The following is a 24728-nucleotide window of genomic DNA, read 5'->3' on the forward strand; positions in this document are numbered from 1 at the left end:
CTCAATAGAGCCCGCCCAGCGCGGAGTCGAGGCCACCTCCGCTGCCGCCCCCGCCGGCACCTTCGCCCAGGCGACGCTGCCCGGTGGTGTCGGTGCCCGGACGGAAGGCTTCGAGGATGGTGCCGTTGCCGACCGCGATGCGCACCAGCGCCACGCCGGGCGGGGCGCGGAACGGCACTGCGGGGCTATCCGTCAGGGCAGCCTGCAGCACCTCGCGGAAGATCGGCGCCGCGTTGGAACCGCCCGCCTCGTTGGGCCCGAGGCTGCGGCTGTCGTCGTAGCCGAGCCAGACGGCGATCACGATGTCCGGGGTGAAGCCCACGAACCAATTGTCGCGATAATCATCGGTCGTGCCCGTCTTGCCCGCGATCGGGCGCGTCATCCCGGTCGCCGCGCGCGTGCCGGTGCCGCGCTGCACCACGCCCTGCAGCAGCGAGACCATCTGGTAGGCGGCGATGGGATCGACCACCTGGCGACGCTCGCCGGCGAGCGTCGGGGGGCCGGCATCGGGCCCGGCGTCGCAGGCCGGTTCGCATTGCCGCGCATCGGCGCGCCAGATCACCCGGCCGCGACGGTCCTGCACGGAATCGATGAGCGTCGGCGTCACCGCTCGGCCGCCATTGACGAAGCTCGCATAGCCGGTCGCCATGCGCATCGGCGTGGTCTCGCCCGCGCCCAGCGCCATGGCCAGGTAGCGCGGCATGTTCGGGATCACCCCGAAATCCGCCACCGTCTGGCTGATCCGCTCCATGCCCACGTGCTGCGCAAGGCGCACCGTCACCATGTTGAGGCTGGCTTCCATCGCCTGGCGCATGGTGACCCAGCCGCGCGCCCCGCCCGAATAATTGGCTGGCCGCCACAGCCCCTGCGGCGTCGCGATCTCGATCGGCTCGTCGAGCAGCATCTGGTTCGGTGGGATGCCCATGCTCAGCGCGGAGATGTAGACGAAGGGCTTGAAGGAGGAGCCGGGCTGGCGCATCGCCTGGGTCGCGCGGTTGAACCAGCTGCGCTCGAAGCTGTAGCCGCCCACCATCGCCAGCACGCGCCCGGTGTTGGGATCGAGTGCGACGATCGCACCCTCCGCCGCGGGCATCTGGCGCAGGTTCACCCGGACCCCGCGATTGGCGAGTGCGGCCTGCGCCGCCGGCACCGGCGCGGGCTCCACCATCACCACGTCGCCCACTTCCAGCACGTCGCCCATGCGGCGCGGCGCCGCACCCAGCCGCGTGCCCTGGGTGGCGAGCTGAAACACGCCCGCCTGCCCCGGCGGCGGCGGGATCACCGCGCGCGCCCAGCCCAGTTCCTCGAGGCCCAGCGTGCCGGTGCGCGCCACCGCGGGCGCGCGCGGGTCGGGCCGTTCGAGCCAGCCCAGCCGCGCCTCGCGGTCGCGCACCTCGAGCGTGACGGCGAGGCGCCATTCCGCGGCCATCCCGGGCGGGCGGGTCACGGCTTCCAGCGCCGGCATCCATTCGGTGGCCCCGGCGGCGATCCGCGCCACGCCACCGCGCCAGCCACCGCGGCGGCGGTCATAGGCGGTGAGCCCGTCGCGCAGCGCGCGCTCGGCCGCAGCCTGCAGTGGGGGTTCGAGGCTGGTGCGCACGACCAGGCCGCCCATGGTGGTCTGCTCGGCGCCGAAGCGCTGCACCAGCTCGCGCCGCACATCCTCGGAGAAATGCTGGCCGGCGGTCACCATGTCGGGGCGCCGCTGCGGGCGGGCGAGGATGGGTTCGGCCTTCGCGGCCGTGGCCTCGGCGGCGGTGATCGCGCCATCCTCGACCATGCGGTCCAGCACCCAGTCACGGCGCACGCGCGCGGCCTCAGCGAAGCGCTGCGGGTTGTAGTTGTTGGGCGCCTTGGGCAGCACCGCGAGGAACGCCATCTCGGCCAGCGTCAGCTCGTCGAGCGACTTGCCGAAGTAGTTCTGCGCCGCCGCCGCCACGCCATAGGCCTGCTGGCCGAGAAAGATCTCGTTGAGGTAGATCTCGAGAATGCGCTCCTTGCTCAGCGTCTGCTCGATGCGCACGGCGAGGATGGCCTCGCGGATCTTGCGCGCGAAGGTGCGGTCCGCGCCCACCAGCATGTTCTTCGCGACCTGCTGGGTGATGGTGGACGCACCCCCCATGCGCCGGCCGGATCCCATCTGCTCCACGGCCGTCAGCCCGGCACGCAGGATGCCGATGGGGTCGACGCCGTGGTGTTCCCAGAAGCGCTGGTCCTCGGCACTGACGAAAGCCTGCTGCAGGCGGCGCGGGATGGCCTCGATCGGGATGAACACCCGCCGTTCCGTGGCCAGCTCCGCCATCAGCCGGCTGTCGGCGGCGTAGATGCGGCTCATCTGCGGCGGCTCGTAATCGGCGAGCCAGCGGTAGTCGGGCAGGTCCTGCACGATCACCCGGTAGAAGCCGTAGCCGCCGACGCTCCCGGCCACGAGCAGCCCGGCGCCAAGCACCACCATGATCCGCAGCAGGCCCCAGCCGCGGCGCGGCTTGCGCGGCGGCTTCGCCTTGGGGCGCGGCGGCTCGGCCGCCGATGCCTGGCGGGCACGGTACGGGTCGAGCGGCCCCTCAGGCCGCAGCTCATTCGGGCTCATGGAATGTATGCTATCACGCGGCGTAACCGGGTGCGATCACCAGGGACAGCATCACGGCCGGCGTGCCGCGCGCGCATCGCTCACCAGCTGCACCAGCGCCGCAACCGGGACGGCGCCGCCCACAAGGCGGTCCCCGATGACCATGGCCGGCGTGCCCTCCACCCCGATCCGCCGGGCCAGCGCCAGGTTCGCGTCGATCCGCGCGGTCACGGCCGCGTCATCCATGTCGCGGCGCAGGCGTGCCCAGTCGAGGCCCAGCCGCTCCGCCTCGCGCCGGATTTGCGGCTCCGCCACCTCGCCGGTGAGCGCCATGAGCGCGTCGTGCAGCTCGCCATACTTGCCCTGGCGCTGCGCCGCGATTAGCGCGCGGGCCGCCACGACCGAATTCGGCCCCAGGATCGGCAGGTCCTTCAGCACCAAGCGCACCTGCGGGTCGCGCCGGATCAGCTCGGCGATCGCGGGGGTGAGCTGCCGGCAATAGCCGCAGCGCACGTCGAAGAACTCCACCACCGTCACGTCGCCGCGCGGGTTGCCGCGCACCACGTCGGCCGGGTTGCGCGCCAGCGCGTCGGACTCGGCGGCCAGCGCCTGGGCGGCGGCCAGGGCGCGGTCGCGGGTCTCGGCGGCCTCCAGGGATGCCAGCGCCTCGCGCAGGATGGAGGGGTCCTCGCGCAGCGCGCGGCGGAGGATGTCCACGACCGCCCCGCGCTGCTCCGCGGTGAACGTCTCCTGCGCCGCGAGGGGGGATGCGAGGAGCAGCAGCAGCGGCAGAAGGCGGAGCATCGAAGGATCCTTTGACCACAGGTCGGGGAAAGGAATTTCCCCGAACCCACTCTTTTATTTTTGCGACATTGTGCGAGCATCGGGAAACGTTGGCACGAAGGTCCGGTTGCCCGGCACCGAGAAGGCGTCTAATCCCCACCGTCAATCCTTGGCAACATAGGGAACGAAACGCTGCGCACTCTCCTTTTCGGCGCCGCCACGCTTCTCCTCGGCGGCTGCAGCGTTTTCTCGGGCCCGACGGTCGAACGTGGGCAGGCCGGCTTCGTGCGCGGCTTCCTCGGCGGCGCCGCGGCGGAGGAGCCGCGCGCGGCGCTGATCGCGCGCGACACCCTCTCGGCCGGCGGCTCGGCGATGGATGCGGCAGTCGCGGCCGGCTTCGCGCTCAGCGTCACCCTGCCCTCCCGCGCCGGGCTCGGCGGCGGCGGCGCCTGCCTGGTCTTCGAGCAGTCGCGCGGCGAGACCCAGGCCATCCTGTTCGAGGCCGGCGCCCGGAGGAGCATGGCGTCGGGCGCCGACCGCCCGGCCGCCGTTCCGATGTTGGCGCGCGGTCTGTTCGCACTGCACACGCGCGGCGGCCGCCTGCGCTTCGAGGAACTCATCCGCCCGGCCGAGGACCTGGCGCGCGAAGGCAACCCGGTCTCGCGCGCCTTCGCCGCCGACCTCGCCGCGGTCGCCGCACCGCTGTTCGCCGACCCGCAGGCGCGCGCCATCTTCGCCGGCGCGAATGGCGAGCCGGTCGGCGAGGGCGCGCAGCTCATCCAACGCGACCTCGCGCTTTCGCTCTCGGCGATCCGCACCACCGGCCCGGGCGACATCCACCAGGGCACGCTGGCGCGGCGCCTCGCCGAGGCGAGCCTCAGCGCCGGCGGCGGGCTCACCGTCGACGACATGCGCGCCGGCATCGCGCGGCTGGTTCCCCCGGTGACCGCGCGCCAGGGCAACGACACCATTTCCTTCCTGCCGACCGGCAGCGACGCCTATACGGCGCGCAGCTTTGAAGCGCTCGCCGCCGGCGGCGCCAATGCCGATGGCGGGCCGCCTGGCGGGGGTGCCTCGACGGGCCTGGTCACCTTCGACCGCGACGGCAATGCGGTCGCCTGTGCCTTCTCGATGAACAACCTGTTCGGCACCGGGCGCGTGGCGCCGGGCACCGGCATCATCCTCGCCGCCGCGCCGAATGTCGGGGCGATCCTGCCCGCACCGCTGGCGGTGACCCTCAGCCACAACCAGCCGCTGCGCGCCTTCCGCCTCGCGGTCGCGGCGTCGGGGCAGGAGGCGGCGCCATACGCGGCGGCACTCGCGACCAGCCGGCTGCTGCGCGGGGCGGCCGCGCAGGATGCGATCCCGGGCGGCGTGCCCGCCTATGCCCGCGCCGTGGTGGCGTCCTGCCCGCGCTACCTTCCGGGGAGGCCCGATGAGTGCGTGATCGCGGCCGATCCGCGCGGCAGCGGCCTCGCCGCCGGCGCCGCGCCCCGCTGACATGCCCCTGAAGGTCGGGCGCGGGGCCGCAACCCCGCCCTTCCTGGTGATGGACGTGATCGCCGCCGCCAATGCGCGGGCGGCGGCACAGCCGGCCGGCGCGCCGGGCATCCTGCGCATGGAGGTCGGCCAGCCCGGCCTCGGCGCACCGCAGGGCGCCGTGGATGCGGCGATGCGAGCGCTGCAGGCGAATGCCCCGATGGGCTACACCGAGGCGCTCGGCCTGCCCTCGCTGCGTGCGCGCATCGCGCGCCACTATGCCGAACACTACGGCGCGTCGGTGCCGCCCGCGCGCATCGCGGTGACGGTGGGTGCCTCGGGCGCCTTCCCGCTCGCCTTCCTCGCCGCCTTCGAGGCGGGTGACGCCATCGCCATGGCCGCGCCCTTCTACCCGCCCTACGCGAACATCCTGACCGCGCTTGGCATGCGCCCGCAGATCCTGCCCTGCGATGCGGCCACGCGCTTCCAGCCCACGCTCGCCATGCTCGAGGCGCTGCACCCGCGCCCGGCGGGGCTGATCATCGCCTCGCCGTGCAACCCCGCCGGCACCATGCTGGCGCCCGAGGCCCTGGCCGCCATCGCCGCCTGGTGCCACGCCGCGGGCGTGCGGCTGATCTCCGACGAGATCTACCACGGCCTCACCTGGGGCACGGTGGCGGAGAGCACCGCTGCCGCGCTGAGCCCCTCGGCCATCGTGGTGAATTCCTTCTCGAAATACTGGTCGATGACCGGCTGGCGCGTGGGCTGGCTGGTGCTGCCCGAGGACCTCGCCCGCCCGGTCGAGCGCCTCGCGCAGAACATGTTCATCTCGGCCCCGCACATCGCCCAGGTCGCGGCCGAGGCGGCGATGGATTGCGTGGCGGAGCTGGAAGGCCGCAAAGCCGCCTATGCGACCAGCCGCGCGCTGCTGCTCGACGGGCTGCCGCGCGCCGGCATCGACCGCATCGCCGCCGCCGATGGCGCCTTCTATTTGTGGTGCGACATCTCCGCGCTGAGCAACGACAGCGTGGCCTTCACCGCGCGGCTGCTCGCCGAGGCCGGGATCGCGGCCACCACGGGGCTCGACTTCGACCCCGGGCGCGGCGCGCATTTCATGCGCCTGTCCTATTGCGGCGACGCCGCGCTGATCGCCGAGGCGCCGGCGCGGATCGCGCGCTTCCTGGGGCGATGACGCTCACTGGCGTGCTGTGCGTCGCGCTCGGCGGCGCGCTGGGCTCGGTGGCGCGCTACCTGCTGACGCTCGCGTCCATCGCGCAGTTCGGGGTCGCGTTTCCCTGGGGGACGCTGGCGATCAACGTGCTCGGCAGCGCGCTGATCGGCGTGGTGGCGGGGCTCGGCATCGGCGGCGAGTGGCGGCTGTTCCTGGTCACCGGCGTGCTCGGCGGCTTCACCACCTTCTCCGCCTTCTCGCTGGAGACCGGGCTGCTGTGGGAACGCTCGCCGGCGCTTGCGGCCGCCTATGTCGCGGCAAGCCTGGTCTTCGCGCTGGCCGCCTTCGCCATCTGCTTCGGGCTGGCGCGGCGCTGACCGGTCACAGCTGCGGCGCCTGCTCCGGTGCCTGCATCATCGCGTCCCAGCGGCGCTGCATCTCCTCGGGGCTGACATGCTCGCGCCGGCTCGCGATGTTCCACGCGTGTCCCGCGATGTCGGAGACGGTGCCGCTGCGGTCGCCATAGAACTGGTCCTGCACCGGCTGGCGCAGCACGCCCCCCGCGGCGATCGCGCGCTCCATGGTCGCATCCACGTCGGGCACATAGAGGTGCAGCCGCATCGAGGGCGGCCCACCCTTGGGCACCGGCGCGCCATGCTCGGGATAGGGATCGGAGACCATCAGACGCGTGCCGCCGATCAGCAGCTCGGCATGGCCGACCTTCCCGGAGGGCTCGACCAGGCGGAAATCCTCCACCGCGTCGAACACCGCGACGTAGAAGGCGATGGCGGCCACGGCATCGGGGACCACGATCGAAACCGTCAGCGCCGCCCGGTCATGCGGCACCGGTGCGATATCATCGGCCATGCCATTCCTCCCTGCCATGTCGGCCCAGAGTAGCAGCAGGGCATCAATTCGCCCTACACACCCGCATGAGCGTCATCACCCGACCCGTGGACCCGAACGAGGCCGATAGCCGGCTCGACCGCTGGTTCCGCCGCCACTACCCGCAACTGACCCAGGGCGCGCTGCAGAAGATGCTGCGCACGGGCCAGATCCGTGTCGACGGCGCCCGCGCCGAGACCTCCACCCGCCTGACCGCCGGGCAGACCATCCGCATCCCACCGCTGCCCGACGCGCCGCCGCCGCGCGCGGTGGGGGAGCGCTTCGTCTCCGAGCACGACGCCAAGGACCTGGTGCAATCCGTGCTGTACCGCGACGAGAGCATGATCGTGCTGAACAAGCCCTTCGGCCTGCCGGTGCAGGGCGGGCCGGGCATCAAGCGGCACCTGGACGGCATGCTGGACGCGCTGCGCTTCGGTTCCGACCACCGGCCTCACCTGGTTCATCGCCTGGACCGCGACACCACCGGGGTGCTGCTGCTCGCCCGCCACCCCAAGGCGGCCGCGAAACTCGCCGGCGCCTTCCGCTCGCGCGAAGCGGAGAAGACCTACTGGGCCATCACGATCGGCCGCCCCGACATCCTCGAAGGCCGCATCGACCTGCCCTTGGCCAAGATCGGCGGGCCCCGCGGCGAACGCACCGAGCCGGTGGCCGATGGCGAGGGCGTGCACGCCATCACCTACTACAAGGTCATGGACACGGCGCAGCGCCGCGCCGCCTGGCTGGAATTGAAGCCGCACACCGGGCGCACCCATCAGCTGCGCGTGCACACGGCGGCCGCCCTCGGCACCCCCATCCTCGGCGACGGCAAGTATGGCGGCGCCATCGCGCAGATCGAGGGCCTGTCGGGGCAGCTGCATCTGCACGCGCGGGCCATCGTGCTGCCGCACCCGGAGGGCGGCACCATTTCGGTCGCCGCGCCCTTGCCGCCGCACATGAAGGCGAGCTTCGACTTTTTGGGCTTCGAGACCCCGCGCACGCCGAAGGCCAAGCGCGTCGCCTGAGGCTCAGCCCACCCGGCGCATCGCCTTCGGACCCTCCACCATCGCCACCGCCGCCTCGATCGGCAGCGGCCGGCTGAACAGATACCCCTGCCCGCAATGCACGCCGAGCTTGCGCAGGATGTCGAGCTCCGCCTGCGTCTCGATCCCCTCGGCGACCATTAGGCAGCCGGTCTCCTCGGCGAAGAACATCAGCGCGGAGACCAGCGCGCGCCGCGCCGGATCGGTGTCGATCGCACGCACGAGCGCGATGTCCAGCTTGATCATGTCGGGGCGCAGCTGAAGGATGTGCTGCAGCCCGGCATAGCCGGCACCCGCGTCATCCACTGCGATCCGCGCGCCGGTCTCGCGCAGCCGCGCGCATTCCCACAGCAGTTTTGCGTAATCCGCGACCGGCGCGTGCTCGGTCACCTCCACGACGACGCGGCGTCCGGGATGCCGGCGCAGGGCGGCAGCCAGGCGCCCGCTCAGGATCAGCGCCGGCGAGGCATTGACCGAGATGTAGCAGCCGCGCGGCAGCACCGCGCCCGCGGCCAGCGCCACCTCGATCGCGGCCAGCTCCATCTCCCGTCCCAGCCCGACCTCGTCGGCCTCGGCGAACCAGATGTCGGGGGTGCGGTAGGGCTCCGCGCTGAACCGGCACAGCGCCTCGAAGCCGAGGGGACGGTCCTCCGCAAAATCCCAGATCGGCTGGAACACCATGCGGAAGGCCTGGTCGCGCAGCACCGCGGCCACCCGGTCGCGCTTGTCCGTCGCCACGCGCTTTCCCGCCGCCTCCTCGCCCAGCTGGCGCGCGGTGAGGTCGGCGAAGACGCGCATCATCTGCAGGTCGCGGTCGTTGAGGCTGGGGTCGGGCGAAAAATTCAGGCAGCAGAACATGCCGTAGACGCTGCCATCCTCGAGGCGCACCGGCACGCTCATATGGGCGCCGATCTGGCTGTCATGCGTGATCGGCAGCTTCTGCGCAAAGGCGTTCGCGCCCGTGTCGGGGATCAGTTCGGGCAGGCGGCCTGCCAGGATGTGCCGGCAATAGACATCGTCGAGCGAGCGCCGGTCGCCGGGCTTGATCACCGCCTCCAGCCCCGGCGCGTCGACGTCGCGGAACACCGTCTCGTCGCCCTGGAATTCAGAAACATAGGCGACCGCCATGCCCAGATGCTTGCGCAGCGACGACAAGGCGTGGCCGATATTGCTGCGTTCGACCGGATGCTCGGTCAGGATGTCGCTGATGAAGTCCACGGCGCTGCCCCGTTGAGGAGTGAAGCGCGAGTGTCGCCGGCGCGGAATAATTTTGGGTGAAGCCGGGCACGGCCACTGCACACGATTTACACGGCTTTACAACCGCTGCACGGCTTTACGCGGCGTGCGGCTTACCCGTCGCGCACGCGAGCGTTATTCCGGTGACGCCTGAATACGAAAGGTCCGCCCGCATGCTGCTGCGTCGACATCTTCCGGCCCTCGCCGCCGGGCTTCTGGCCGCGCCCGCGGTCCAGGCCCAGCGCGCCTGGGAACCCCAGCGCCCCGTGCAGCTTATCGTGCCGGCGGGCACGGGGGGTGGGGCCGACCAGATGGCGCGCATCATCCAGGGCATCATCACGCGCCATTCCCTGATGCGGCAGCCGATGATGGTGGTGAACAAGCCCGGCGGCGCCGGCGCCGAGGGCTTCCTCGAAGCCCGCAACGCGCGCGCCAACCCTCATGTGCTCGTCATCACCCTGTCCAACCTGTTCACCACGCCGCTGTCCACCGGCATCCCGTTTTCCTGGCGCGACCTGACGCCGGTCGCGATGCTCGCACTCGACGAGTTCTGCCTGTGGGTGAACGCCGCCTCGCCCTGGACCACCCTGGCCGAGTTCGTCGCCGCGAGCGGCACCCAGCGCATGCGCATGGGGGGCACCGGGTCGCGACAGGAAGACCAGATCATCACCGTCGCGATCCAGCGCGCGACCGGCAGCACCTTCACCTACGTCCCGTTCCGCGGCGGTGGCGAGGTGGCGACCCAACTGGTCGGCAACCACATCGATTGCACGGTGAACAACCCGATCGAGGCCGTCACGCACTGGCGCTCCGGCACGCTGCGGCCGCTGTGCGTGTTCGACCGCACGCGCCTGCCCGGCGAGGGCCGCATCACCGAGACGATGGGCTGGCAGGACATCCCCACCGCGAAGGAAGCCGGTCTGGACGTCGAGTACCTGATGCTGCGCGGCATCTTCGCCGCGCCGGGTCTGACGCCGCCGCAGCTTGCCTTCTACAGCGACCTGCTGGGCCGCGTGGTGGCGACGCCGGAGTGGCGGGAGCTGATGGCGACCGGCGCGTTCAACACGACGATGCTCGCCGGCGAGGCCTTCCGCGCCTGGCTGACGGAGGAAGAAGTGCGGCATCGCTCGCTGATGCAGGAGGCCGGGTTCATCGGGGCCGGGGGGTGATGCGGCGGCAAGCAAGCATGGGGGAAAAGAATTTCCCGCAGACCCCCAATCTTTCATTTTTATCATTTGGTACTGGCCACGCCACGAGCACCAATACATCAAAAATAAAAGTAGGGGGTTTGGGGGACTTCATTCCCCCATGCTGTCGTCCGTGATCACCCGCCGCTCCATGGAAATCGCCTTCGCCCTGGTGCTCATCGCCATGGGCGCCCTCGCGATTCAGGACAGCCTGCGCATCGGCGCCGGATGGTCCTCCGACGGCCCACGCTCGGGCTATTTCCCGCTGATCCTCGGCGTGATCCTGATCCTCGCGAGCGTGGGCAACCTGGTCAGCGCGCTCGCCACGCGCGACGCGGCGCCCTTCGCCACCTGGGCGCAGCTGCGCCTGGTAGGCTCTGTGCTTCTGCCCACCACCATCTATGTGGCGGTCATTCCCTTCGCCGGCATCTACTTGCCCTCCGCGCTGCTGATCGGCTTCTTCATGGCGCGGTTCGGCGGCTTCCGATGGGTCACGTCGCTGGCCTCGGGCGTGGCGGCCGCGGTGGTGACCTTCATCATTTTCGAAATCTGGTTCCTCGTCGCGCTCCCCAAGGGCCCGCTCGAAGACGCCTTGGGGTTTTAGCGCCTATGGAAGAGATCGGCCTGCTGATGCAGGGCTTCGGGGTCGTCCTGCAGCCGCAGAATTTGTTGCTCATGGTGGCCGGCATCGTGCTGGGCGTGATCATCGGCGTGCTGCCGGGATTGGGGGGCGCCAACGGCATCGCCATCCTGCTGCCGCTGACCTTCGCGATGCCGCCCGTTTCGGCGATCATCATGCTGTCCTGTATCTACTGGGGCGCGCTGTTCGGGGGTGCGATCACCTCGATCCTGTTCAACATCCCCGGCGAGCCATGGTCGGTGGCCACCACCTTCGACGGCTATCCGATGGCGCAGCAGGGCCGCGCCGGGGAGGCACTGACGGCGGCCTTCACGTCGAGCTTCGTCGGCGCTCTGTTCGCGGTGATCCTGATCACCTTCCTCGCGCCGCTGGTCGCGCAGTTCGCGTTGCGGTTCGGGCCGCCGGAATTCTTCGCGGTGATGGTGCTGTCGTTTGCAAGCTTCATCGGGTTGTCGAAGGGATCGCCGCTGAAGGCGCTGGCGGCGATGATGGCGGGCTTCCTGCTCGCCGCCGTGGGGATGGATGGCGTCACGGGGACGCTGCGCATGACTTACGGCTCGATGGAGCTGATGCGGGGGATCGACTTCCTGGTCGTGGTCATCGGGCTGTTCGGGCTGTCGGAAATCCTCGTCAGCATCGAGGAAGGGCTGAGCTTCAAGGGAGCGCGCGCGAAGCTCTCCATGGGCATCGTGCTGCAGACCTGGAAGCAGCTGCCGAAGCACTGGGCGCTGGCGCTGCGCAGCTCGGTCATCGGCTGCTGGATGGGCATCACCCCGGCCGGCGCGACGCCGGCGAGCTTCATGAGCTACGGCGTCGCGCGGCGCACCGCGCGCGACCCGGAGAGTTTTGGGAAGGGCCGCATCGAGGGCGTCATCGCTCCTGAGACCGCGGCGCATGCGGCGGGGACGTCGGCGCTGCTGCCCATGCTGGCCCTCGGCGTACCGGGCTCGCCCACCGCGGCCGTGCTGCTCGGCGGTCTCATCATGTGGGGCCTGCAGCCGGGGCCGATGCTGTTCGTCGAGCAAAAGGATTTCGTCTGGGGCCTCATCGCCTCGATGTATCTGGGCAATGTGGTGGGCTTGATCATCGTGCTCGCCTGCGTGCCGTGGTTCGCGGCCATCCTGCGCGTGCCGTTCAGCATCATCGCGGCAATCATCCTGATGGTCTGCGCGATCGGTGCCTACACGGTGAACACCGCGGAATTCGACATCGTGCTGATGCTGATCTTCGGCGTCATCGGCTACGTGATGAAGAAGCTGGACTATCCCCTGGCGCCGCTGGTGCTCGCGCTGGTGCTGGGCGACCGCACGGAGGAAAGCTTCCGCCAGTCGCTGCTGCTCAGCCAGGGGTCGACGGGGGTGTTCTTCCAGAACTGGCTGTGCGGCGGGATCATGACCCTGGCGATCGGCATCGCGGGGTACCCGCTGATCAGCAAGGCGGTGGGGCTGTTCCGGCGGCGCGAGCTGAAGCCGGCTCAGTAACAGCCGTACTGGGTCATGCAGCGATTGTACTGCATCAGGCAGCGCTGCATGCACCCGGCTCGGTCGGTCGGCGTGAAGGCCGGCGCGGAGGGGTTCGTGCTCCAGATCCCCGGACAGGCCATCTGGCAGGAGGACTGCATCCCCAGGCAGCCATTGGCCAGCGGCGGCGCGCAGCGCGGGCCCGAAGGTGCAGGCGCGGGCGCCGCGCCGGCAGGAGGCAGCGCCTCGGGCTTGCCCTGCGCGAGGGCCGGCGCTGCCAGCCCCAGCAGGATCGCGAAGACGACCCCCCGCATCACCCCACCTTGACGACCAGCTTGCCGAAATTCTCCCCCTTGAGCAGCCCGATGAAGGCCTGGGGCATCTTCTCGATCCCGTCCACCACATCCTCCCGCCAATGCAGCTTGCCCGCGTTCATCCAGCCCAGCATTTCCGCGCGGAACTGGCCATAGCGCTGCCAGCCGCTGTCGAACACGATGAAGCCCTGGATGCGCAGGCGCTTGCGCACCACCGGCCCCAGATTCGGCCCCGCCGGCGCGCCCGCGGCATCCGCACCAGGCGCGATGTTGTACTGCGAGATCATCCCGCACATCACCATGCGGCCGAAATCGCGGAAGCGCGGGAAGACCGCTTCCTGCACCGCGCCGCCGACATTCTCCCAATAGACGTCGATGCCATCGGGGCAGGCGGCGTCGAGCTGCGCGTTGAGGTCGGCGCGGTGGTCCACCGCGGCGTCGAAGCCCAGCGCCTCCATGATGAAGGCGCATTTCTGCACCCCGCCGGCGATGCCCACCACGCGCGCCCCGCGCAGTTTTGCGATCTGTCCCGCCACCTGGCCGACCGCGCCCGAGGCCGCGGAGATCACCACCGTCTCGCCGGCCTTGGGCTGGCCGATATCCTCAAGCCCCACCCAGGCCGTCAGTCCGGGCATGCCGAGCACGCCGAGATTGGCGGAGAGCGGCGCCTCCGTCGGGTCCACCTTGATGAGCTTGCCCGCCGGCACCGCCGCCCATTGCTGCCAGCCCATGGAGTTCATCACGGAATCACCGGGCTGGAAGCGCGGGTCGCGCGATTCCACCACCTCGCCCACGGCGGCCGCCTCCATCACGCCGCCGATCGCGACGGGTGCGGAGTAGGATTTCGCGTCCGACATGCGCCCGCGCATGTAGGGGTCGAGCGAGACGAAGCGGTGGCGGACCAGCACCTGGCCGTCCTCGGGCACCGGCAGCGGCGCGGTCGCGATCTCGAAATCCTCGGGCACCGGTGCGCCCACCGGGCGGCGCTTCAGCAGCACGCGCGTGTTCATCTCGGCCATGGCGAAAACTCCCTGTTCGTTGGCGCCATTCTGCGCCGCCGCCGAGGCGCGGGGAAGGCTACTCCTCCTCGCGCCGCTTCGCGCGCTCCGCCTCGCGCATCCAGTCCTCGGTGGTCTTGGTGACCGGGCGCGTCGGTCCGGCATAGGGGTCGATGCCACCCTCGCTCGCGGTCACCATGCGGCATTCCTCGCACAGCTCCAGCACCGCGAGCCGCGCGGGGTCGGCGAACATCCAATGACCCGCGAGCTTCTGCTTCACCCGCGCGATGGAGGACGCCGTGCCGAAGGGCTTGGCACAACGCGTGCACACCGCCGGTGCCTCTGCCTTCACCACCACCGGCGTCTTCGCCTCGGGCGCGAAATTCACCCGCGGCGCGAGCGAGATCACCTTCTCCGGACAGGTCGCGACGCACAGCCCGCATTGCACGCAGGCATCTTCCTGAAAGCGCAGCTCCGGGGTCGCGGGGTTCGCCGTGAAGGCGCCGACCGGGCAGGCGCTGGTGCAGGCCAGGCACAGCGTGCACCCCGCCGCATCCACCACCGCGGCCCCCAGCGGCGCCAGCGTGCCGAGCGGCACCACGGACACATCACTTGCCACCGCGCGGTGCAGCTCCGACAGCGCCGCGGCCAGCAACTCGCGCGGTGCGCCGAGGGCGAGGAAGCGGGAGGGGTTCGCCACGCAGCGCAGCAGCGTCGCGCCATAAAGGTCGGCGCCCAGCGCGAAGGGATCGTCGCGCTCGATCCCGGCCACGCGATCTGCGCCCAGGCCAAGGCCGGCGCAGATCTCCGCCGCATAGCCGAAATTACGCAGCAAGCCCTCGGCGCCCTCCGCCCGGCGTGCCGGCATCAGCACGCGCACCGCCCCGGCACCCCAGGCGAGCGGTGCGACCAGCAGCCCGAGGTCGAGCGAGGACACCGCATTCACCTTTACCGGCAGCACATTGGCCGGCAGCCCGTCACCGAACCGGCCGAGCGCTGTCAGCAGCGGCAGCCCGTGCTCGGCATCATGGAACAGCACCACCGCGTCGCGCCCGCCGGCCTCGGCATAGCCCAGCAGCATCGTACGCACGCGCCGCGCCATCGCCTCGGCCGGGGGTAGCGCGTATTGCGCCGCTCCGGTCGGGCACACGGCGGCACAGGCGCCGCAGCCGGCGCAGATCTCCGCACTCAGGATCACGCTGTCCTTGCCCGGCGTGATCGCGCCGGTCGGGCACAGATCGAGGCAGCGCGTGCAGCCGGTCTTGCGGTTGCGCCCATGCGCGCAAAGCCCGGCCTCGAAGGCCACGAAGCGCGGCTGGTCGAATTCCCCCACCAGCTCGCCGGCCTGGCGCACCACGCGCTCGACGGCGGCGGCATCGGCCGGATCGGCCCGGAGATAGCCCTGCCGCGTCTCATGGAACAGCGCGGGGCCACCACGCAGATCCACAACCACGTCGCAGGTGCTTTTCGCGCCGTCGCGCGGCGGTCCCCATTCATAGGCGGTGCGCGAGGAGGGGCGTGGCCGCGCATAGCCATCCACCATCAGCTCGAAGGCGCCGAGCCAGCCGGTGGCGGCGCGCACCCGCCCGGCCAGGACGGGAAACGCCACGCCCGTGCGCGGCTCCACCGCCTCGCGCCCGTCGAGCAACACCGTCACGTCCAGCTTTTCGGCCAGCACGGCCGCCGCATCGATCGCCACCACATCCCGCCCCAGCACCAGCGCGACACCCGCGCTCTTCATCGGCACGAGTGCGACCGGGGGCATCGGTTCCGCCGCGGCGGCGAGCATCCCCGCCATCTTGGGTCCCGTGCGCTTCGCCTCGCGCGACCAGCCGGCGAGCTCGCGGATATCGACGAAGGTCAGTGGCACCTCGGCGCCGGCATCCTCCGCGGCTTCGGCGAAGACAGGCGCCATGGCGGTGCAGCCCACCGTCACCGGCACGCCCTCGCCCAGCGCCGCCTTGAAACGGTCCAGCTGCGCCGCGCACAGTTGCTCGGCCTCGCGCACGCGCCCGCCGCAGCCGCGCGCGATCGCCGCCGCATCGATCGGCATCGTCTCCTCGCAACTGCACACGAACACCACGCGATCGGCCATGCCGCTTTCCCTCATCGTCCCGGCGCCATATATGCGCCCTGACCCATGCGAACCAGCCGCCTCGAACCGCTTCCGCCCGTCTTCACCCCGATCCTGCACCTGCGGGAGGGCAAGGATGCGCTGCGCCGCGCCATCGCCCTGGCCCCCGAAAAGGGCGCCGGCACGCTGGTCTGGTCGAGCGCGCTGCACCGCGTGGAGGCCGCCATCGTGCTGGAGCCGGAGCGCATCCTGGCCGCAAGCCGCCCCGCCTTCCTCGTGGCGGCAAACGCGTTGGCCGATGCCCTGACCGCACTCGCCGCACCCGAACTGCCGGTGACGCTGCGCTGGCCCGCGACGCTGCTGCTCAATGGCGGGGAGATCGGGCAGGTGACGCTCGCGACGCCGCCGGACGCCACGGATGCGGAGGTGCCGGCCTGGCTGGTCGTGGGCTTTTCCCTCCGCCTGTCGGCCCCCGCACACCAGGAGCCCGGCCTCACGCCCAACCACACCTCGCTCGCGACCGAGGGGCTGGACGACATCACCGCAGAGGCCATCGTCGGCGCCTGGGCGCGGCATCTGCTCGCCAACATGAACGAGTGGGAGGAACGGCCCACGCGACTGCCGGAAAAATACTTCGCCCGGCTGGAGACAGCGCCCTGGCAGGGCAGCGCGCGGCGCGGGTTGGACCCGGTGACCGGGGACCTGATCCTGGACCGCGACGGCGCGCGCCAGCGCCACGCGCTCGCATGAAGCTGCCCCGCACCCTCCGGCTCGATGCCTCGGACGCGCTGATGTACGCGCCCGCCGCCGAGCCCGGCGAATGGGCGATCCCCGGCGGCTTCGCCTTCGCCGACGACACCGAGGACACGCTCGCCGGCAAGCGCCGCCAAGCCTTCCGCGCGGGGTTTCTGGGCCTCACGAGCTTCGGCTGGTCCACGCTCGTCGAGGTCGCCGAGGCAACACCCGCCGACCGCACCACCGCCCTGGCGGCCCTCGCGACGCATCTGGAAACCACCTACGGCGCGCCCTCCCGCGCCGAGGCCGAAGCCGCGGCCGCGGAAGAACTCGCCTTCGCCGCCTCGCTCTGCGACCACCCCGTCGGCACCGTCCTCGCGCTCGAACGCACGCTCGAGGATGGCGCTCTGCGCGAGCGCTTCCGCACGCTCCATCTCCGCGCCCGCGAGCATCGCGATTTCGGCGCGCTCCCCGTCTTCAACATCGTCACCGTCGAGGGCGAGGACGCGCCGGAACGTCCTGACCTCACCCGCCTGGGCGAACGGCCATGATCGATTTCTGGCTCGCCTGCGGCCACCACCTCTGCGACCAGGCGCCCGATGGCCGGATCATCGCCACACCCGACCTCTGGCGCGCTTTCCTCGCCCGCCCCGAGCTGGTGCCGCCCGACGAAGCCTGCCCCGCCGAGCGGGCGCTCTACGCGATATTGCGCGAGGAACCACTGCGCGCCGCCGACCCCTCGCGCCTTGCGGACCCCGACGCCCAGGAAAACTGGCGCCACTTCCTCGCCTTCCGCGACCGCGTCGCGGCGCACCCGACGCTGGAGGCCGCCTGGATCGCGCTGTACCGCGAGGGTGTCGCCGGCATCCCGCCCATCTTCCTTCAGATGCTCACGCAGCTCGTCACCCGCGCCGCACTGGACAACACCACCGACGCCTTCACCATCCGCGCGGCGGAGCTGTTCTTCCGCCCCCAGCGCGTCGCCATCACCGCCGGCGCGATGCTGCTCGCCGATGAGGAAACCGTCGCCGCGCGCAGCGCCGATGCCGGCTTCGGCGCGCTCGGCCGCCTGATCGTGGAGGCCGGCGGCACGCCGCGCGAGGTCGAGCTCGACGTTCTGTCGGAGGAAAATGCAGCGGCCTACGCCGAACGCTCCGACGCACACGACTTCGCCCTCGACATCGCCGAGAACCGCCCCGGCCAGCACGGCCTGGCCCGCGCGCTGGAGATCTTCATCGCGCATGTGTTTTCCGAGGCGGTGACCATCACCCCCATCCCCACCATCCGCGACTGGACCTGGCATATCGGGCTGGATGCGGAGGCCACCGCGATCGCCAACGACCTCTATCGCGGCAAGCCGGTGAAGCAGGCGCGGCTCGCCCGCATCCTGTGGCTCGGCGCGATGGAATTTTCCGACCGTTCCCGCGTGCTGCCGCGCGTGGCCGGGCAGAAGGTCACCCTCGCCTTCGCGATGGATGCCGCCAATGTGCTGCGCACCAAGCCGCAGAACCTGGTCACCGGCCTGCCGCTCATCGCCAAGGAAGACGCCGCATGAGCCTGCTCATCCCCGGCACCGTGTCCATTCCCGTCTCCGTCCTGGTCGAGCGCCGGCGCGGCGTGACGCAATGGCAGGAGCATGTCTGGCGCCCGACCGGCGTGCAGGTGGACACGCTCGACCTGCCGCCCTGGACCCAGTTGCACGATGACGGCACCCGCGCCCTGTTCCACGCCGGCGTCGCCGATGTCTCGCTGTTTCCCACCGACACGCTGAACTACAAGCACAACCTCGATGCCGAGGCGCCGCGCCTGTGGGTGATCCTGCGCACATCCGACGCCGCGCCCGGCCTCGCGCTGCACGCGGTGACCGCGGATGCCGGCGAGGCGCATCTCTACACCGACAGCGGCAACGATCTGGTCGAGGCGCTGCCGCTGCCGGCCGAGTTGCACGCCCGCATCGCCGACTTCATCGCCGAGCACCATGTCGAGCGCGCTTTCCACAAGCGCCGCCGCGACCGCCAGGACACCGAGAGCCTGGCCCACCGCCCCCGGGACGACGACGATGAGTGAGGAGGGCTTCCTCAGCCGCTGGTCGCAGCGCAAGCGCGCCACGCTGCGCGGCGAGGCGCCGCCGGAGCCGGAGGCGGAAGCCCCCCTCGTCGTCGCGCCCGATCCCGTGCCGCCCGCAGTCCCCGAGGAGGCGCCCTTCGACCCCGCCTCCCTGCCCCCGATCGAAACCCTGACGGCGGAGAGCGACTTCCTCCCCTTCCTCGCGCGCAACGTGCCGGCGCTGCTCAAGCGCGCGGCACTTCGAAGAATGTGGTCGCTCGACATCGGCATCCGCGACTATGTCGGGCCCGCCGACTACGCCTGGGACTACAATGCGGTCGACGGCGTGCCGGGGTCGTCGATGGAGATGTTCGGGGATGTTCGGAGGCTGCTCGCCCAGGCCATCGGCGATCCGCCAGACCCGGAGGAGCCGGCGCCGGAACCGGAGATCGCGCAGATGGCGGAGGACCCCGCCGCGGAGGCGCCGCCGCCCGAACCCGTGCGCCTGTCCTTCGCGACGCCCGAGCCCGTCGCACCGGCCGAAGCCTCGGCACCGGAGGCCTCGCCGCGCCCGCACCGCCACGGCGCCGCGACGCCCATTTGAGAACGTCTCTCAACAAGCCGCGCACGCCATCATTCCCTTGAGCGGGCATCGGGAAGATGCGAATAGCAAGCCCGAATTCGGGCGCGATTTGAGCGTGCGGACATCAAGGGTGCGGGGATCTTACCCTGCCCACGGCTGGGATATTCGGTGAGCGAAGCAGATACTCTCGATCGCCTGGATGCAGAGCGCGCGCGCCTCTTCGCGCTTATCGGACGATTGCTGTCCGCCGCGCCGGACGCCGCGCTGCTCGACGGGCTCTCCCGCCTCACCGGCGACGCCTCCCCGCTCGGCCGCGCCTGTGGCCTCCTCGCCAGCGCCGCGCAACGCGCCACCCCCGATGCGATCGAGCGCGAGTTCTTCACGCTGTTCATCGGCGTCGGGCGCGGCGAGATCCTTCCCTACGCCAGCTACTATCTCACCGGCTTCCTCCACGAGCGCCCGCTGGCCGAGCTGCGCGGCACGCTCGCGGCCCTGGGCATCCGCCGCGCCCCTGGCGTTCCCGAGCCGGAGGACCACATCGCGTTCATCTGCGAGGTCTATGCCGGGCTGATCGACGGAACCACCGCGGGCGACCCTGCCGAATTCTTCGCGCGCCACCTGAAGCCCTGGGCCGGCCGCCTCGCCGCCGACCTCGAAGCTGCCGAGGGTGCGAATTTCTACCGTGCGGTCGGCGCCCTGGCGCGTACCGCGATCGACATCGAAGCGGCCGCCGCCGCGCTACCGAACTGAGGAGCCAGCCATGAGCGACCAGGACACCACCGCCAAACGCCGCGGCTTTCTCCGCACCTTGGGCATCGGCGCGGCCGCCGCGGCCGCGACGCCGGCCCTCGCCCAGCGCGCCGATTCCGTGCCGGCCGGCGAGGCGCGCAAGGAAAACGCGGCCGACCGCGTGAAGACCCGCTACCGCGAGACGCCGCATGTCGCGGCCTTCTACCGCACCAACCGCTACGAACAGTGAGCCGCACCCCATGCTGATCAAGCGCTCCGACGGCCGCGCCGCAAAACAACGCCTCGCCTCCGCCTACCAGGGCCTCTCCGCCGGCGGGCTCGACCGCCGCGCCTTCCTCCGCAATGCCGGCCTCACCGGCGTGGGGCTCGCCGGCCTCGGCGTGGTCAGCGCCGGCCGCGCCGAGCGGACGGGGGCCGCCACCGGCACCGCCGATCATTCCCAGCCCATCACGCGGGTGAAGAACATCTGCACCCACTGCTCGGTCGGCTGCACCGTCACCGCCGAGGTGCAGAACGGCGTCTGGGTCGGCCAGGAGCCGTCCTGGGAATCGCCGATCAACCGCGGCACGCACTGCGCCAAGGGCGCCTCGGTGCGCGAGATCGCCCATGGCGACCGCCGGCTGAAATATCCGATGAAGCTCGTGGGCGGCCAGTGGCAGCGCATGACGTGGGACGCGGCCCTGGGTGAGATCGCCGAGAAGATGATGGCGATCCGCCAGGCCTCGGGCCCGGATTCCGTCTTCCTGCTCGGGTCCGCCAAATTCTCCAACGAGGGTGCGTATCTGTTCCGCAAGTTCGCGGCCTTCTGGGGCACCAACAGCGTCGACCACCAGGCGCGCATCTGCCACTCCACCACCGTCGCGGGTGTCGCCAACACCTGGGGCTATGGCGCGATGACGAACAGCTACAACGACATCCGCAACGCCAAGACCATGATCATTATGGGCGGCAACCCGGCCGAGGCGCATCCGGTCTCGCTGCAGCACATCCTGTCGGGCAAGGAGATGAACCGGGCGAACCTGATCGTCATCGATCCGCGCTTCACCCGCACCGCGGCGCACGCGACCGAATACATGCGCATCCGCCCGGGCACCGACATCCCCATCATCTGGGGCCTGCTCTGGCACATCTTTGAAAACGGCTGGGAGGACAAGGATTTCATCGCCCAGCGCGTCTTCGGCATGGAGAAGGTGCGCGCCGAGGTCGCCAAGTGGAACCCGGCCGAATGCGAGCGCGTCACCGGCGTGCCGGCCGCGCAGATGCGCAAGGTCGCCGAGATCTTCGCCACGCAGAAGCCGTCCACCCTGATCTGGTGCATGGGTGCCACGCAGAAGACCGTCGGCACGGCGAACGTGCGCGCCTATTCCATCCTGCTGCTGGCCACCGGCAATGTCGGCAAGGCCGGCACCGGTGCGAACATCTTCCGCGGCCACTGCAACGTGCAGGGGGCGACCGATTTCGGCCTCGATGTCACGACGCTGCCGGCCTATTACGGCCTCGACGAAGCCGCCTGGCGCCACTGGTGCCGCGTGTGGGACGTCTCCTACGAATCCATGATCGCGCGCTTCGACAGCAAGGCGATGATGGAGATGCCCGGCATCCCCACCACCCGCTACTTCGACGCCGTGACCCTGCCGCGCGACCAGGTGCAGCAGCGCGACAACCTCAAGGCGATGCTCGTCTTCGGCCATGGCGGCAACACCGTCACCCGCATGCCCGAGGCCAAGAAGGGCCTCGAGGCGCTGGACCTGCTGGTCATCGTCGACCCGCACCCGACCTCGTTTGCCATGCAGTCCGACCGGCGCGACGGCACCTACATGCTGCCCGCCTGCACCCAGTTCGAATGCGACGGCTCGCGCAACTCCTCCAACCGTTCCGCGCAATGGGGAAGCAAGGTCGTCAACCCGATCTTCGAATCGAAGAACGACTACGAGATCGTCTATCGCCTCGCCGGCGCGCTCGACGCCGCCGCCCAACGCCGCAACATGACCGTCCGCTTCCAGGGCGAGATGTTCAAGGGGTTCGAGGTCCGCGACAACGCGCCGACCGCGGAATCCATCCTGCGCGAGATCAACCGGGGCGCGCTGTCCATCGGCTATTCCGGCATCTCGCCCGAGCGCCTGAAGCTTCACATGCAACACCAGGACCAGTTCGACCTGGTGACGCTGCGCGCCAAGCCCGGCGCGCCGGCCGAGATCGCCGGCGATTTCTACGGCCTGCCCTGGCCGTGCTTCGGCACGCCCGAGATGCGCCACCCCGGTTCGCACATCCTGTACAACACGTCGCTGCACGTGAAGCAGGGCGGCGGCGTGTTCCGCGCCCGCTTCGGCGTGGAGCGTGAGGGCAAGACCTTGCTCGCCGAGGGCTCCTACAGCGCCGGCTCCGAGATCCAGGACGGCTATCCGGAATTCACCGTGGCCGTGCTGAAGCGCCTGGGCTGGTTCGATGAGCTGACGGCGGCCGAGAAGGCCTCCATCCAGCGCCACTTCCCCAACAACATCGACCTCGCCTCCTGGGCCACCGACATCTCCTGCGGCATCCAGCGCGTGGCGATGGAGCATGGCTGCGTGCCCTACGGCAACGCCAAGGCGCGGGCGGATGCCTGGAACCTGCCCGACCCGATCCCCGTCCACCGCGAGCCGATCTACACGCCCCGCACCGACCTGATCGCGCAATACCCGACGCTGCCCGATCGCCGCGCCTTCCGCCTGCCGCATCTCGGCCAATCGGTGCAGGCGCGCTCGCACCAGGTGGCACCCAACTTCCCGATCATCCTCACCTCCGGCCGCCTGGTCGAGTACGAGGGCGGCGGCGAGGAGACACGGTCGAACAAGTGGCTCGCGGAGCTGCAGCAGGACATGTTCGTCGAGATCAACCCGGCCGACGCCGCCGCGCGCAACATCCGCGACGGCGGCTGGGTCTGGGTGCGCGGGCCGGAGAGCGACTCCAAGGTTCGCGTGAAGGCCCTGGTGACCGAGCGCGTCGGCGCCGGCGTCGCCTGGATGCCCTTCCACTTCGCCGGCTGGATCGGCGGCGAGGACCGGCGCTCCAAATACCCGCCCGGCACCGACCCCATCGTGCTCGGCGAGAGCGTGAACACGGTGACGACCTACGGCTACGACCCGGTGACCTTCATGCAGGAAACCAAGGTCACGCTCTGCCAGATCGCCGCGGCGTAAGGAGGAACATCATCATGGCCCGCATGAAATTCCTCCTCGACAGCGATCGCTGCATCGAGTGCAACGCCTGCGTCACCGCCTGCAAGAACGAGCACGAGGTGCCCTGGGGCATCAACCGCCGCCGCGTCGTCACGCTCAATGACGGCCGCCCCGGCGAGCGCTCCATCTCCATGGCCTGCATGCACTGCACCGACGCGCCCTGCGCCGCGGTCTGCCCCGTGTCCTGCTTCTACACGACGGCCGATGCGATCGTGCTGCACGACAAGGACCTGTGCATCGGCTGCGGGTATTGCTTCTACGCCTGCCCCTTCGGCGCGCCGCAATACCCCCGCGTCGGGAACTTCGGCTCGCGCGGCAAGATGGACAAATGCACCTACTGCGCCGGCGGCCCGCAGGCCGACAATTCCCCGGCCGAATACACCCAGTACGGCGCGAACCGCATCGCCGAGGGCAAGCTGCCGCTCTGCGCCGAGATGTGCTCCACCAAGGCACTGCTCGCCGGCGATGGCGACATGATCGCCCAGATCTACCGCGAGCGCGTCCAGCGCCGCGGCTACGGCGCCGGCGCCTGGGGCTGGCGCACCGCCTATCGCGAAACGGTGGCCGTCTGATGCGCGCGCTTCTCCTCGCCCTGCTGCTCGCCTGCGCCGGCCTCACCGCCCAGGCGCAGACGGCACCCGCGCCGCTCAGCGACCGCGATCAATCCTCCGCGGAGGAGCTGGAGCTCCAGCGCACCCTGCAGGGCGGCCGCATCGAAGGCCGCATCACCATCCCGAACCAGCAGGCCGCGACGCTGATCCAACCCGCCGGCCGCGAATGGCGCGCCTTCCACAACCGCACGCTGGCCTGGGTCGGCGGCGTCGCCGTGGTCGGCATGCTCGCCCTGCTCGCGATCTTCTTCTTCAGCCGCGGCCGCATCCGCATCGAGGGCGGGCCGTCCGGGCAGACCATCCAGCGCTTCAACATCCTCGAGCGCGCCAATCACTGGATGGTCGCGAGCTGCTTCATCATCCTCGGGCTCTCGGGGCTGAACCTCACCTTCGGGCGGCACCTGCTGCTGCCCATGGTCGGGCCGGAAGCCTTCACCGCCGTCAGCCAGTGGGGGAAATACGCGCACAACTTCCTCTCCTTCCCCTTTGCCTTGGGGCTGGTGGTGATGTTCCTGCTCTGGGTGCGCGACAACATCCCCAACCGGCGCGACATCACCTGGTTCAAGATGGGCGGCGGCTTCATCGGCAAGGGACACCCGGCCGCCGAACGCTTCAACGCCGGGCAGAAAGTGGTGTTCTGGATCACCATCCTCGGCGGCGGCGCCGTCGCGGCCTCGGGCTACTTTCTGATCTTCCCGTTTGCCGCCACCGACATCGCCGGGATGCAGCTGTCGCACATCGTGCACTCGCTGCTCGCGGTGCTGATGATCGCGGCGATGCTGGCGCACATCTACATCGGCAGCCTCGGCATGGAAGGCGCGATCGACGCGATGAGCAGCGGGCAGGTGGATGTGAAGTGGGCCAAGGAACACCACTCGCTCTGGGTCGAGGAAGAGATGGGCAAGACGCCGGCAGGGGCGAAGCACGTTTGAAGAAGGCCGGGGAAAGG

At 70.5% G+C, this 24728-nt stretch carries 24 protein-coding genes; 17 read left to right on the forward strand and 7 right to left on the reverse strand.

Annotated elements, in window-relative coordinates:
* Window position 1 precedes the first annotated feature (1 nt).
* Together GXW79_RS03855 and GXW79_RS03860 are read right to left on the reverse strand one after the other, a co-directional pair.
* Window positions 2-2590, reverse strand: coding sequence for a penicillin-binding protein 1A (locus tag GXW79_RS03855; protein WP_246503671.1), 2589 nt, complete (start codon window positions 2588-2590; stop codon window positions 2-4).
* Window positions 2591-2641: 51 nt separating this feature from the next.
* Window positions 2642-3373: a DsbA family protein gene (locus tag GXW79_RS03860; protein ID WP_211873007.1), complete on the reverse strand. Its 732-nt coding sequence runs from the start codon at window positions 3371-3373 to the stop codon at window positions 2642-2644.
* A gap of 264 nt (window positions 3374-3637) precedes the next feature.
* Between GXW79_RS03860 and GXW79_RS03865 the strand changes: the two genes are divergently transcribed.
* The 3 genes from GXW79_RS03865 to GXW79_RS03875 are packed head-to-tail and all read left to right on the forward strand — an operon-like array spanning window position 3638 to window position 6379.
* A complete protein-coding gene (locus GXW79_RS03865; protein WP_211873008.1) occupies window positions 3638-4852 on the forward strand; it encodes a gamma-glutamyltransferase in 1215 nt (404 codons plus the stop codon).
* A 1-nt stretch (window position 4853) separates the two neighbouring features.
* Window positions 4854-6023, forward strand: coding sequence for a pyridoxal phosphate-dependent aminotransferase (locus tag GXW79_RS03870; protein WP_211873009.1), 1170 nt, complete (start codon window positions 4854-4856; stop codon window positions 6021-6023).
* Complete coding sequence (locus GXW79_RS03875; RefSeq protein WP_211873010.1) at window positions 6020-6379, forward strand: CrcB family protein; 360 nt, start codon at window positions 6020-6022, stop codon at window positions 6377-6379. The genes GXW79_RS03870 and GXW79_RS03875 overlap by 4 nt, the downstream gene beginning before the upstream one ends.
* A 4-nt stretch (window positions 6380-6383) precedes the next feature.
* Here GXW79_RS03875 and GXW79_RS03880 read toward each other — a convergent pair whose 3' ends face one another.
* Window positions 6384-6869 (reverse strand): VOC family protein, encoded by a 486-nt coding sequence (locus GXW79_RS03880; RefSeq protein WP_211873011.1) that lies wholly within the window; start codon window positions 6867-6869, stop codon window positions 6384-6386.
* 65 nt (window positions 6870-6934) lie between these two features.
* Here GXW79_RS03880 and GXW79_RS03885 point away from each other — a divergent pair, with 65 nt between their 5' ends.
* Complete coding sequence (locus GXW79_RS03885) at window positions 6935-7909, forward strand: RluA family pseudouridine synthase (protein ID WP_211873012.1); 975 nt, start codon at window positions 6935-6937, stop codon at window positions 7907-7909.
* Between the two features lie 3 nt (window positions 7910-7912).
* Here GXW79_RS03885 and GXW79_RS03890 read toward each other — a convergent pair whose 3' ends face one another.
* Window positions 7913-9145 carry a sensor domain-containing phosphodiesterase gene (locus GXW79_RS03890; RefSeq protein WP_211873013.1) on the reverse strand — a complete coding sequence of 411 codons (1233 nt, stop codon included), beginning with the start codon at window positions 9143-9145 and terminating at the stop codon, window positions 7913-7915.
* Between the two features lie 191 nt (window positions 9146-9336).
* Here GXW79_RS03890 and GXW79_RS03895 point away from each other — a divergent pair, with 191 nt between their 5' ends.
* The 3 genes from GXW79_RS03895 to GXW79_RS03905 all read left to right on the forward strand — a co-directional run bounded on the left by GXW79_RS03895 (window position 9337) and on the right by GXW79_RS03905 (window position 12471).
* The gene (locus GXW79_RS03895) at window positions 9337-10332 is read left to right on the forward strand and encodes a Bug family tripartite tricarboxylate transporter substrate binding protein (protein WP_211873014.1); all 996 of its coding nucleotides are present in this window, start codon (window positions 9337-9339) and stop codon (window positions 10330-10332) included.
* A gap of 139 nt (window positions 10333-10471) precedes the next feature.
* Window positions 10472-10954, forward strand: coding sequence for a tripartite tricarboxylate transporter TctB family protein (locus GXW79_RS03900; protein WP_211873015.1), 483 nt, complete (start codon window positions 10472-10474; stop codon window positions 10952-10954).
* A gap of 5 nt (window positions 10955-10959) precedes the next feature.
* Window positions 10960-12471 carry a tripartite tricarboxylate transporter permease gene (locus tag GXW79_RS03905; RefSeq protein WP_211873016.1) on the forward strand — a complete coding sequence of 504 codons (1512 nt, stop codon included), beginning with the start codon at window positions 10960-10962 and terminating at the stop codon, window positions 12469-12471.
* Here the strand turns inward: GXW79_RS03905 and GXW79_RS03910 are convergent.
* From GXW79_RS03910 to GXW79_RS03920, 3 genes are read right to left on the reverse strand one after another with little or no spacing between them, the layout of a single operon-like run.
* Complete coding sequence (locus tag GXW79_RS03910; RefSeq protein ID WP_211873017.1) at window positions 12465-12764, reverse strand: hypothetical protein; 300 nt, start codon at window positions 12762-12764, stop codon at window positions 12465-12467. The two genes, GXW79_RS03905 and GXW79_RS03910, sit on opposite strands and share 7 nt — an antisense overlap.
* A complete protein-coding gene (locus tag GXW79_RS03915; RefSeq protein ID WP_211873018.1) occupies window positions 12764-13783 on the reverse strand; it encodes an NADP-dependent oxidoreductase in 1020 nt (339 codons plus the stop codon). The genes GXW79_RS03910 and GXW79_RS03915 overlap by 1 nt, the downstream gene beginning before the upstream one ends.
* A gap of 58 nt (window positions 13784-13841) precedes the next feature.
* A complete protein-coding gene (locus GXW79_RS03920; RefSeq protein ID WP_246503672.1) occupies window positions 13842-15857 on the reverse strand; it encodes a 4Fe-4S dicluster domain-containing protein in 2016 nt (671 codons plus the stop codon).
* A gap of 45 nt (window positions 15858-15902) precedes the next feature.
* Here GXW79_RS03920 and GXW79_RS03925 point away from each other — a divergent pair, with 45 nt between their 5' ends.
* The 10 genes from GXW79_RS03925 to GXW79_RS03970 all read left to right on the forward strand — a co-directional run bounded on the left by GXW79_RS03925 (window position 15903) and on the right by GXW79_RS03970 (window position 24711).
* A complete protein-coding gene (locus GXW79_RS03925) occupies window positions 15903-16586 on the forward strand; it encodes a biotin/lipoate--protein ligase family protein (RefSeq protein ID WP_211873020.1) in 684 nt (227 codons plus the stop codon).
* Window positions 16583-17122: a DUF6505 family protein gene (locus GXW79_RS03930; protein ID WP_211873021.1), complete on the forward strand. Its 540-nt coding sequence runs from the start codon at window positions 16583-16585 to the stop codon at window positions 17120-17122. The genes GXW79_RS03925 and GXW79_RS03930 overlap by 4 nt, the downstream gene beginning before the upstream one ends.
* The gene (locus tag GXW79_RS03935) at window positions 17119-18126 is read left to right on the forward strand and encodes a DUF6352 family protein (RefSeq protein WP_211873022.1); all 1008 of its coding nucleotides are present in this window, start codon (window positions 17119-17121) and stop codon (window positions 18124-18126) included. Before GXW79_RS03930 ends, GXW79_RS03935 begins: the two co-directional genes overlap by 4 nt.
* Window positions 18123-18638, forward strand: a complete 516-nt coding sequence (locus GXW79_RS03940) for a DUF3305 domain-containing protein (protein WP_211873023.1) — start codon at window positions 18123-18125, stop codon at window positions 18636-18638. Before GXW79_RS03935 ends, GXW79_RS03940 begins: the two co-directional genes overlap by 4 nt.
* Window positions 18631-19221 (forward strand): DUF3306 domain-containing protein, encoded by a 591-nt coding sequence (locus GXW79_RS03945; RefSeq protein WP_211873024.1) that lies wholly within the window; start codon window positions 18631-18633, stop codon window positions 19219-19221. Before GXW79_RS03940 ends, GXW79_RS03945 begins: the two co-directional genes overlap by 8 nt.
* Window positions 19222-19368: 147 nt before the next feature.
* Window positions 19369-19950 (forward strand): TorD/DmsD family molecular chaperone, encoded by a 582-nt coding sequence (locus tag GXW79_RS03950; RefSeq protein ID WP_367614793.1) that lies wholly within the window; start codon window positions 19369-19371, stop codon window positions 19948-19950.
* A gap of 10 nt (window positions 19951-19960) precedes the next feature.
* Complete coding sequence (locus GXW79_RS03955) at window positions 19961-20179, forward strand: twin-arginine translocation signal domain-containing protein (protein ID WP_211873025.1); 219 nt, start codon at window positions 19961-19963, stop codon at window positions 20177-20179.
* A 10-nt stretch (window positions 20180-20189) separates the two neighbouring features.
* Window positions 20190-23129 carry a formate dehydrogenase subunit alpha gene (locus GXW79_RS03960; protein WP_211873026.1) on the forward strand — a complete coding sequence of 980 codons (2940 nt, stop codon included), beginning with the start codon at window positions 20190-20192 and terminating at the stop codon, window positions 23127-23129.
* A gap of 14 nt (window positions 23130-23143) precedes the next feature.
* Window positions 23144-23740, forward strand: coding sequence for a formate dehydrogenase FDH3 subunit beta (fdh3B, locus tag GXW79_RS03965; protein WP_211873027.1), 597 nt, complete (start codon window positions 23144-23146; stop codon window positions 23738-23740).
* Window positions 23740-24711 carry a formate dehydrogenase subunit gamma gene (locus GXW79_RS03970; protein WP_211873028.1) on the forward strand — a complete coding sequence of 324 codons (972 nt, stop codon included), beginning with the start codon at window positions 23740-23742 and terminating at the stop codon, window positions 24709-24711. The genes fdh3B and GXW79_RS03970 overlap by 1 nt, the downstream gene beginning before the upstream one ends.
* The last annotated feature ends 17 nt before the right edge of the window (window positions 24712-24728 follow it).

Origin of the sequence: Plastoroseomonas arctica, from assembly GCF_018128965.1 — a bacterium.
Classification (GTDB): Bacteria; Pseudomonadota; Alphaproteobacteria; order Acetobacterales; family Acetobacteraceae; genus Plastoroseomonas; species Plastoroseomonas arctica.

What these genes read in the sequence shown, in the direction of transcription:
- GXW79_RS03855 (WP_246503671.1), bottom strand. Translation starts at nt 2,590, where the DNA reads ATGAGCCCGAATGAGCTGCGGCCTGAGGGGCCGCTCGACCCGTACCGT.
- GXW79_RS03860 (WP_211873007.1), bottom strand. Translation starts at nt 3,373, where the DNA reads ATGCTCCGCCTTCTGCCGCTGCTGCTGCTCCTCGCATCCCCCCTCGCG.
- GXW79_RS03870 (WP_211873009.1), top strand. Translation starts at nt 4,854, where the DNA reads ATGCCCCTGAAGGTCGGGCGCGGGGCCGCAACCCCGCCCTTCCTGGTG.
- GXW79_RS03875 (WP_211873010.1), top strand. Translation starts at nt 6,020, where the DNA reads ATGACGCTCACTGGCGTGCTGTGCGTCGCGCTCGGCGGCGCGCTGGGC.
- GXW79_RS03880 (WP_211873011.1), bottom strand. Translation starts at nt 6,869, where the DNA reads ATGGCCGATGATATCGCACCGGTGCCGCATGACCGGGCGGCGCTGACG.
- GXW79_RS03885 (WP_211873012.1), top strand. Translation starts at nt 6,935, where the DNA reads ATGAGCGTCATCACCCGACCCGTGGACCCGAACGAGGCCGATAGCCGG.
- GXW79_RS03895 (WP_211873014.1), top strand. Translation starts at nt 9,337, where the DNA reads ATGCTGCTGCGTCGACATCTTCCGGCCCTCGCCGCCGGGCTTCTGGCC.
- GXW79_RS03900 (WP_211873015.1), top strand. Translation starts at nt 10,472, where the DNA reads ATGCTGTCGTCCGTGATCACCCGCCGCTCCATGGAAATCGCCTTCGCC.
- GXW79_RS03905 (WP_211873016.1), top strand. Translation starts at nt 10,960, where the DNA reads ATGGAAGAGATCGGCCTGCTGATGCAGGGCTTCGGGGTCGTCCTGCAG.
- GXW79_RS03910 (WP_211873017.1), bottom strand. Translation starts at nt 12,764, where the DNA reads ATGCGGGGGGTCGTCTTCGCGATCCTGCTGGGGCTGGCAGCGCCGGCC.
- GXW79_RS03915 (WP_211873018.1), bottom strand. Translation starts at nt 13,783, where the DNA reads ATGGCCGAGATGAACACGCGCGTGCTGCTGAAGCGCCGCCCGGTGGGC.
- GXW79_RS03920 (WP_246503672.1), bottom strand. Translation starts at nt 15,857, where the DNA reads ATGGCCGATCGCGTGGTGTTCGTGTGCAGTTGCGAGGAGACGATGCCG.
- GXW79_RS03925 (WP_211873020.1), top strand. Translation starts at nt 15,903, where the DNA reads ATGCGAACCAGCCGCCTCGAACCGCTTCCGCCCGTCTTCACCCCGATC.
- GXW79_RS03930 (WP_211873021.1), top strand. Translation starts at nt 16,583, where the DNA reads ATGAAGCTGCCCCGCACCCTCCGGCTCGATGCCTCGGACGCGCTGATG.
- GXW79_RS03935 (WP_211873022.1), top strand. Translation starts at nt 17,119, where the DNA reads ATGATCGATTTCTGGCTCGCCTGCGGCCACCACCTCTGCGACCAGGCG.
- GXW79_RS03940 (WP_211873023.1), top strand. Translation starts at nt 18,123, where the DNA reads ATGAGCCTGCTCATCCCCGGCACCGTGTCCATTCCCGTCTCCGTCCTG.
- GXW79_RS03945 (WP_211873024.1), top strand. Translation starts at nt 18,631, where the DNA reads ATGAGTGAGGAGGGCTTCCTCAGCCGCTGGTCGCAGCGCAAGCGCGCC.
- GXW79_RS03955 (WP_211873025.1), top strand. Translation starts at nt 19,961, where the DNA reads ATGAGCGACCAGGACACCACCGCCAAACGCCGCGGCTTTCTCCGCACC.
- GXW79_RS03960 (WP_211873026.1), top strand. Translation starts at nt 20,190, where the DNA reads ATGCTGATCAAGCGCTCCGACGGCCGCGCCGCAAAACAACGCCTCGCC.
- fdh3B (WP_211873027.1), top strand. Translation starts at nt 23,144, where the DNA reads ATGGCCCGCATGAAATTCCTCCTCGACAGCGATCGCTGCATCGAGTGC.
- GXW79_RS03970 (WP_211873028.1), top strand. Translation starts at nt 23,740, where the DNA reads ATGCGCGCGCTTCTCCTCGCCCTGCTGCTCGCCTGCGCCGGCCTCACC.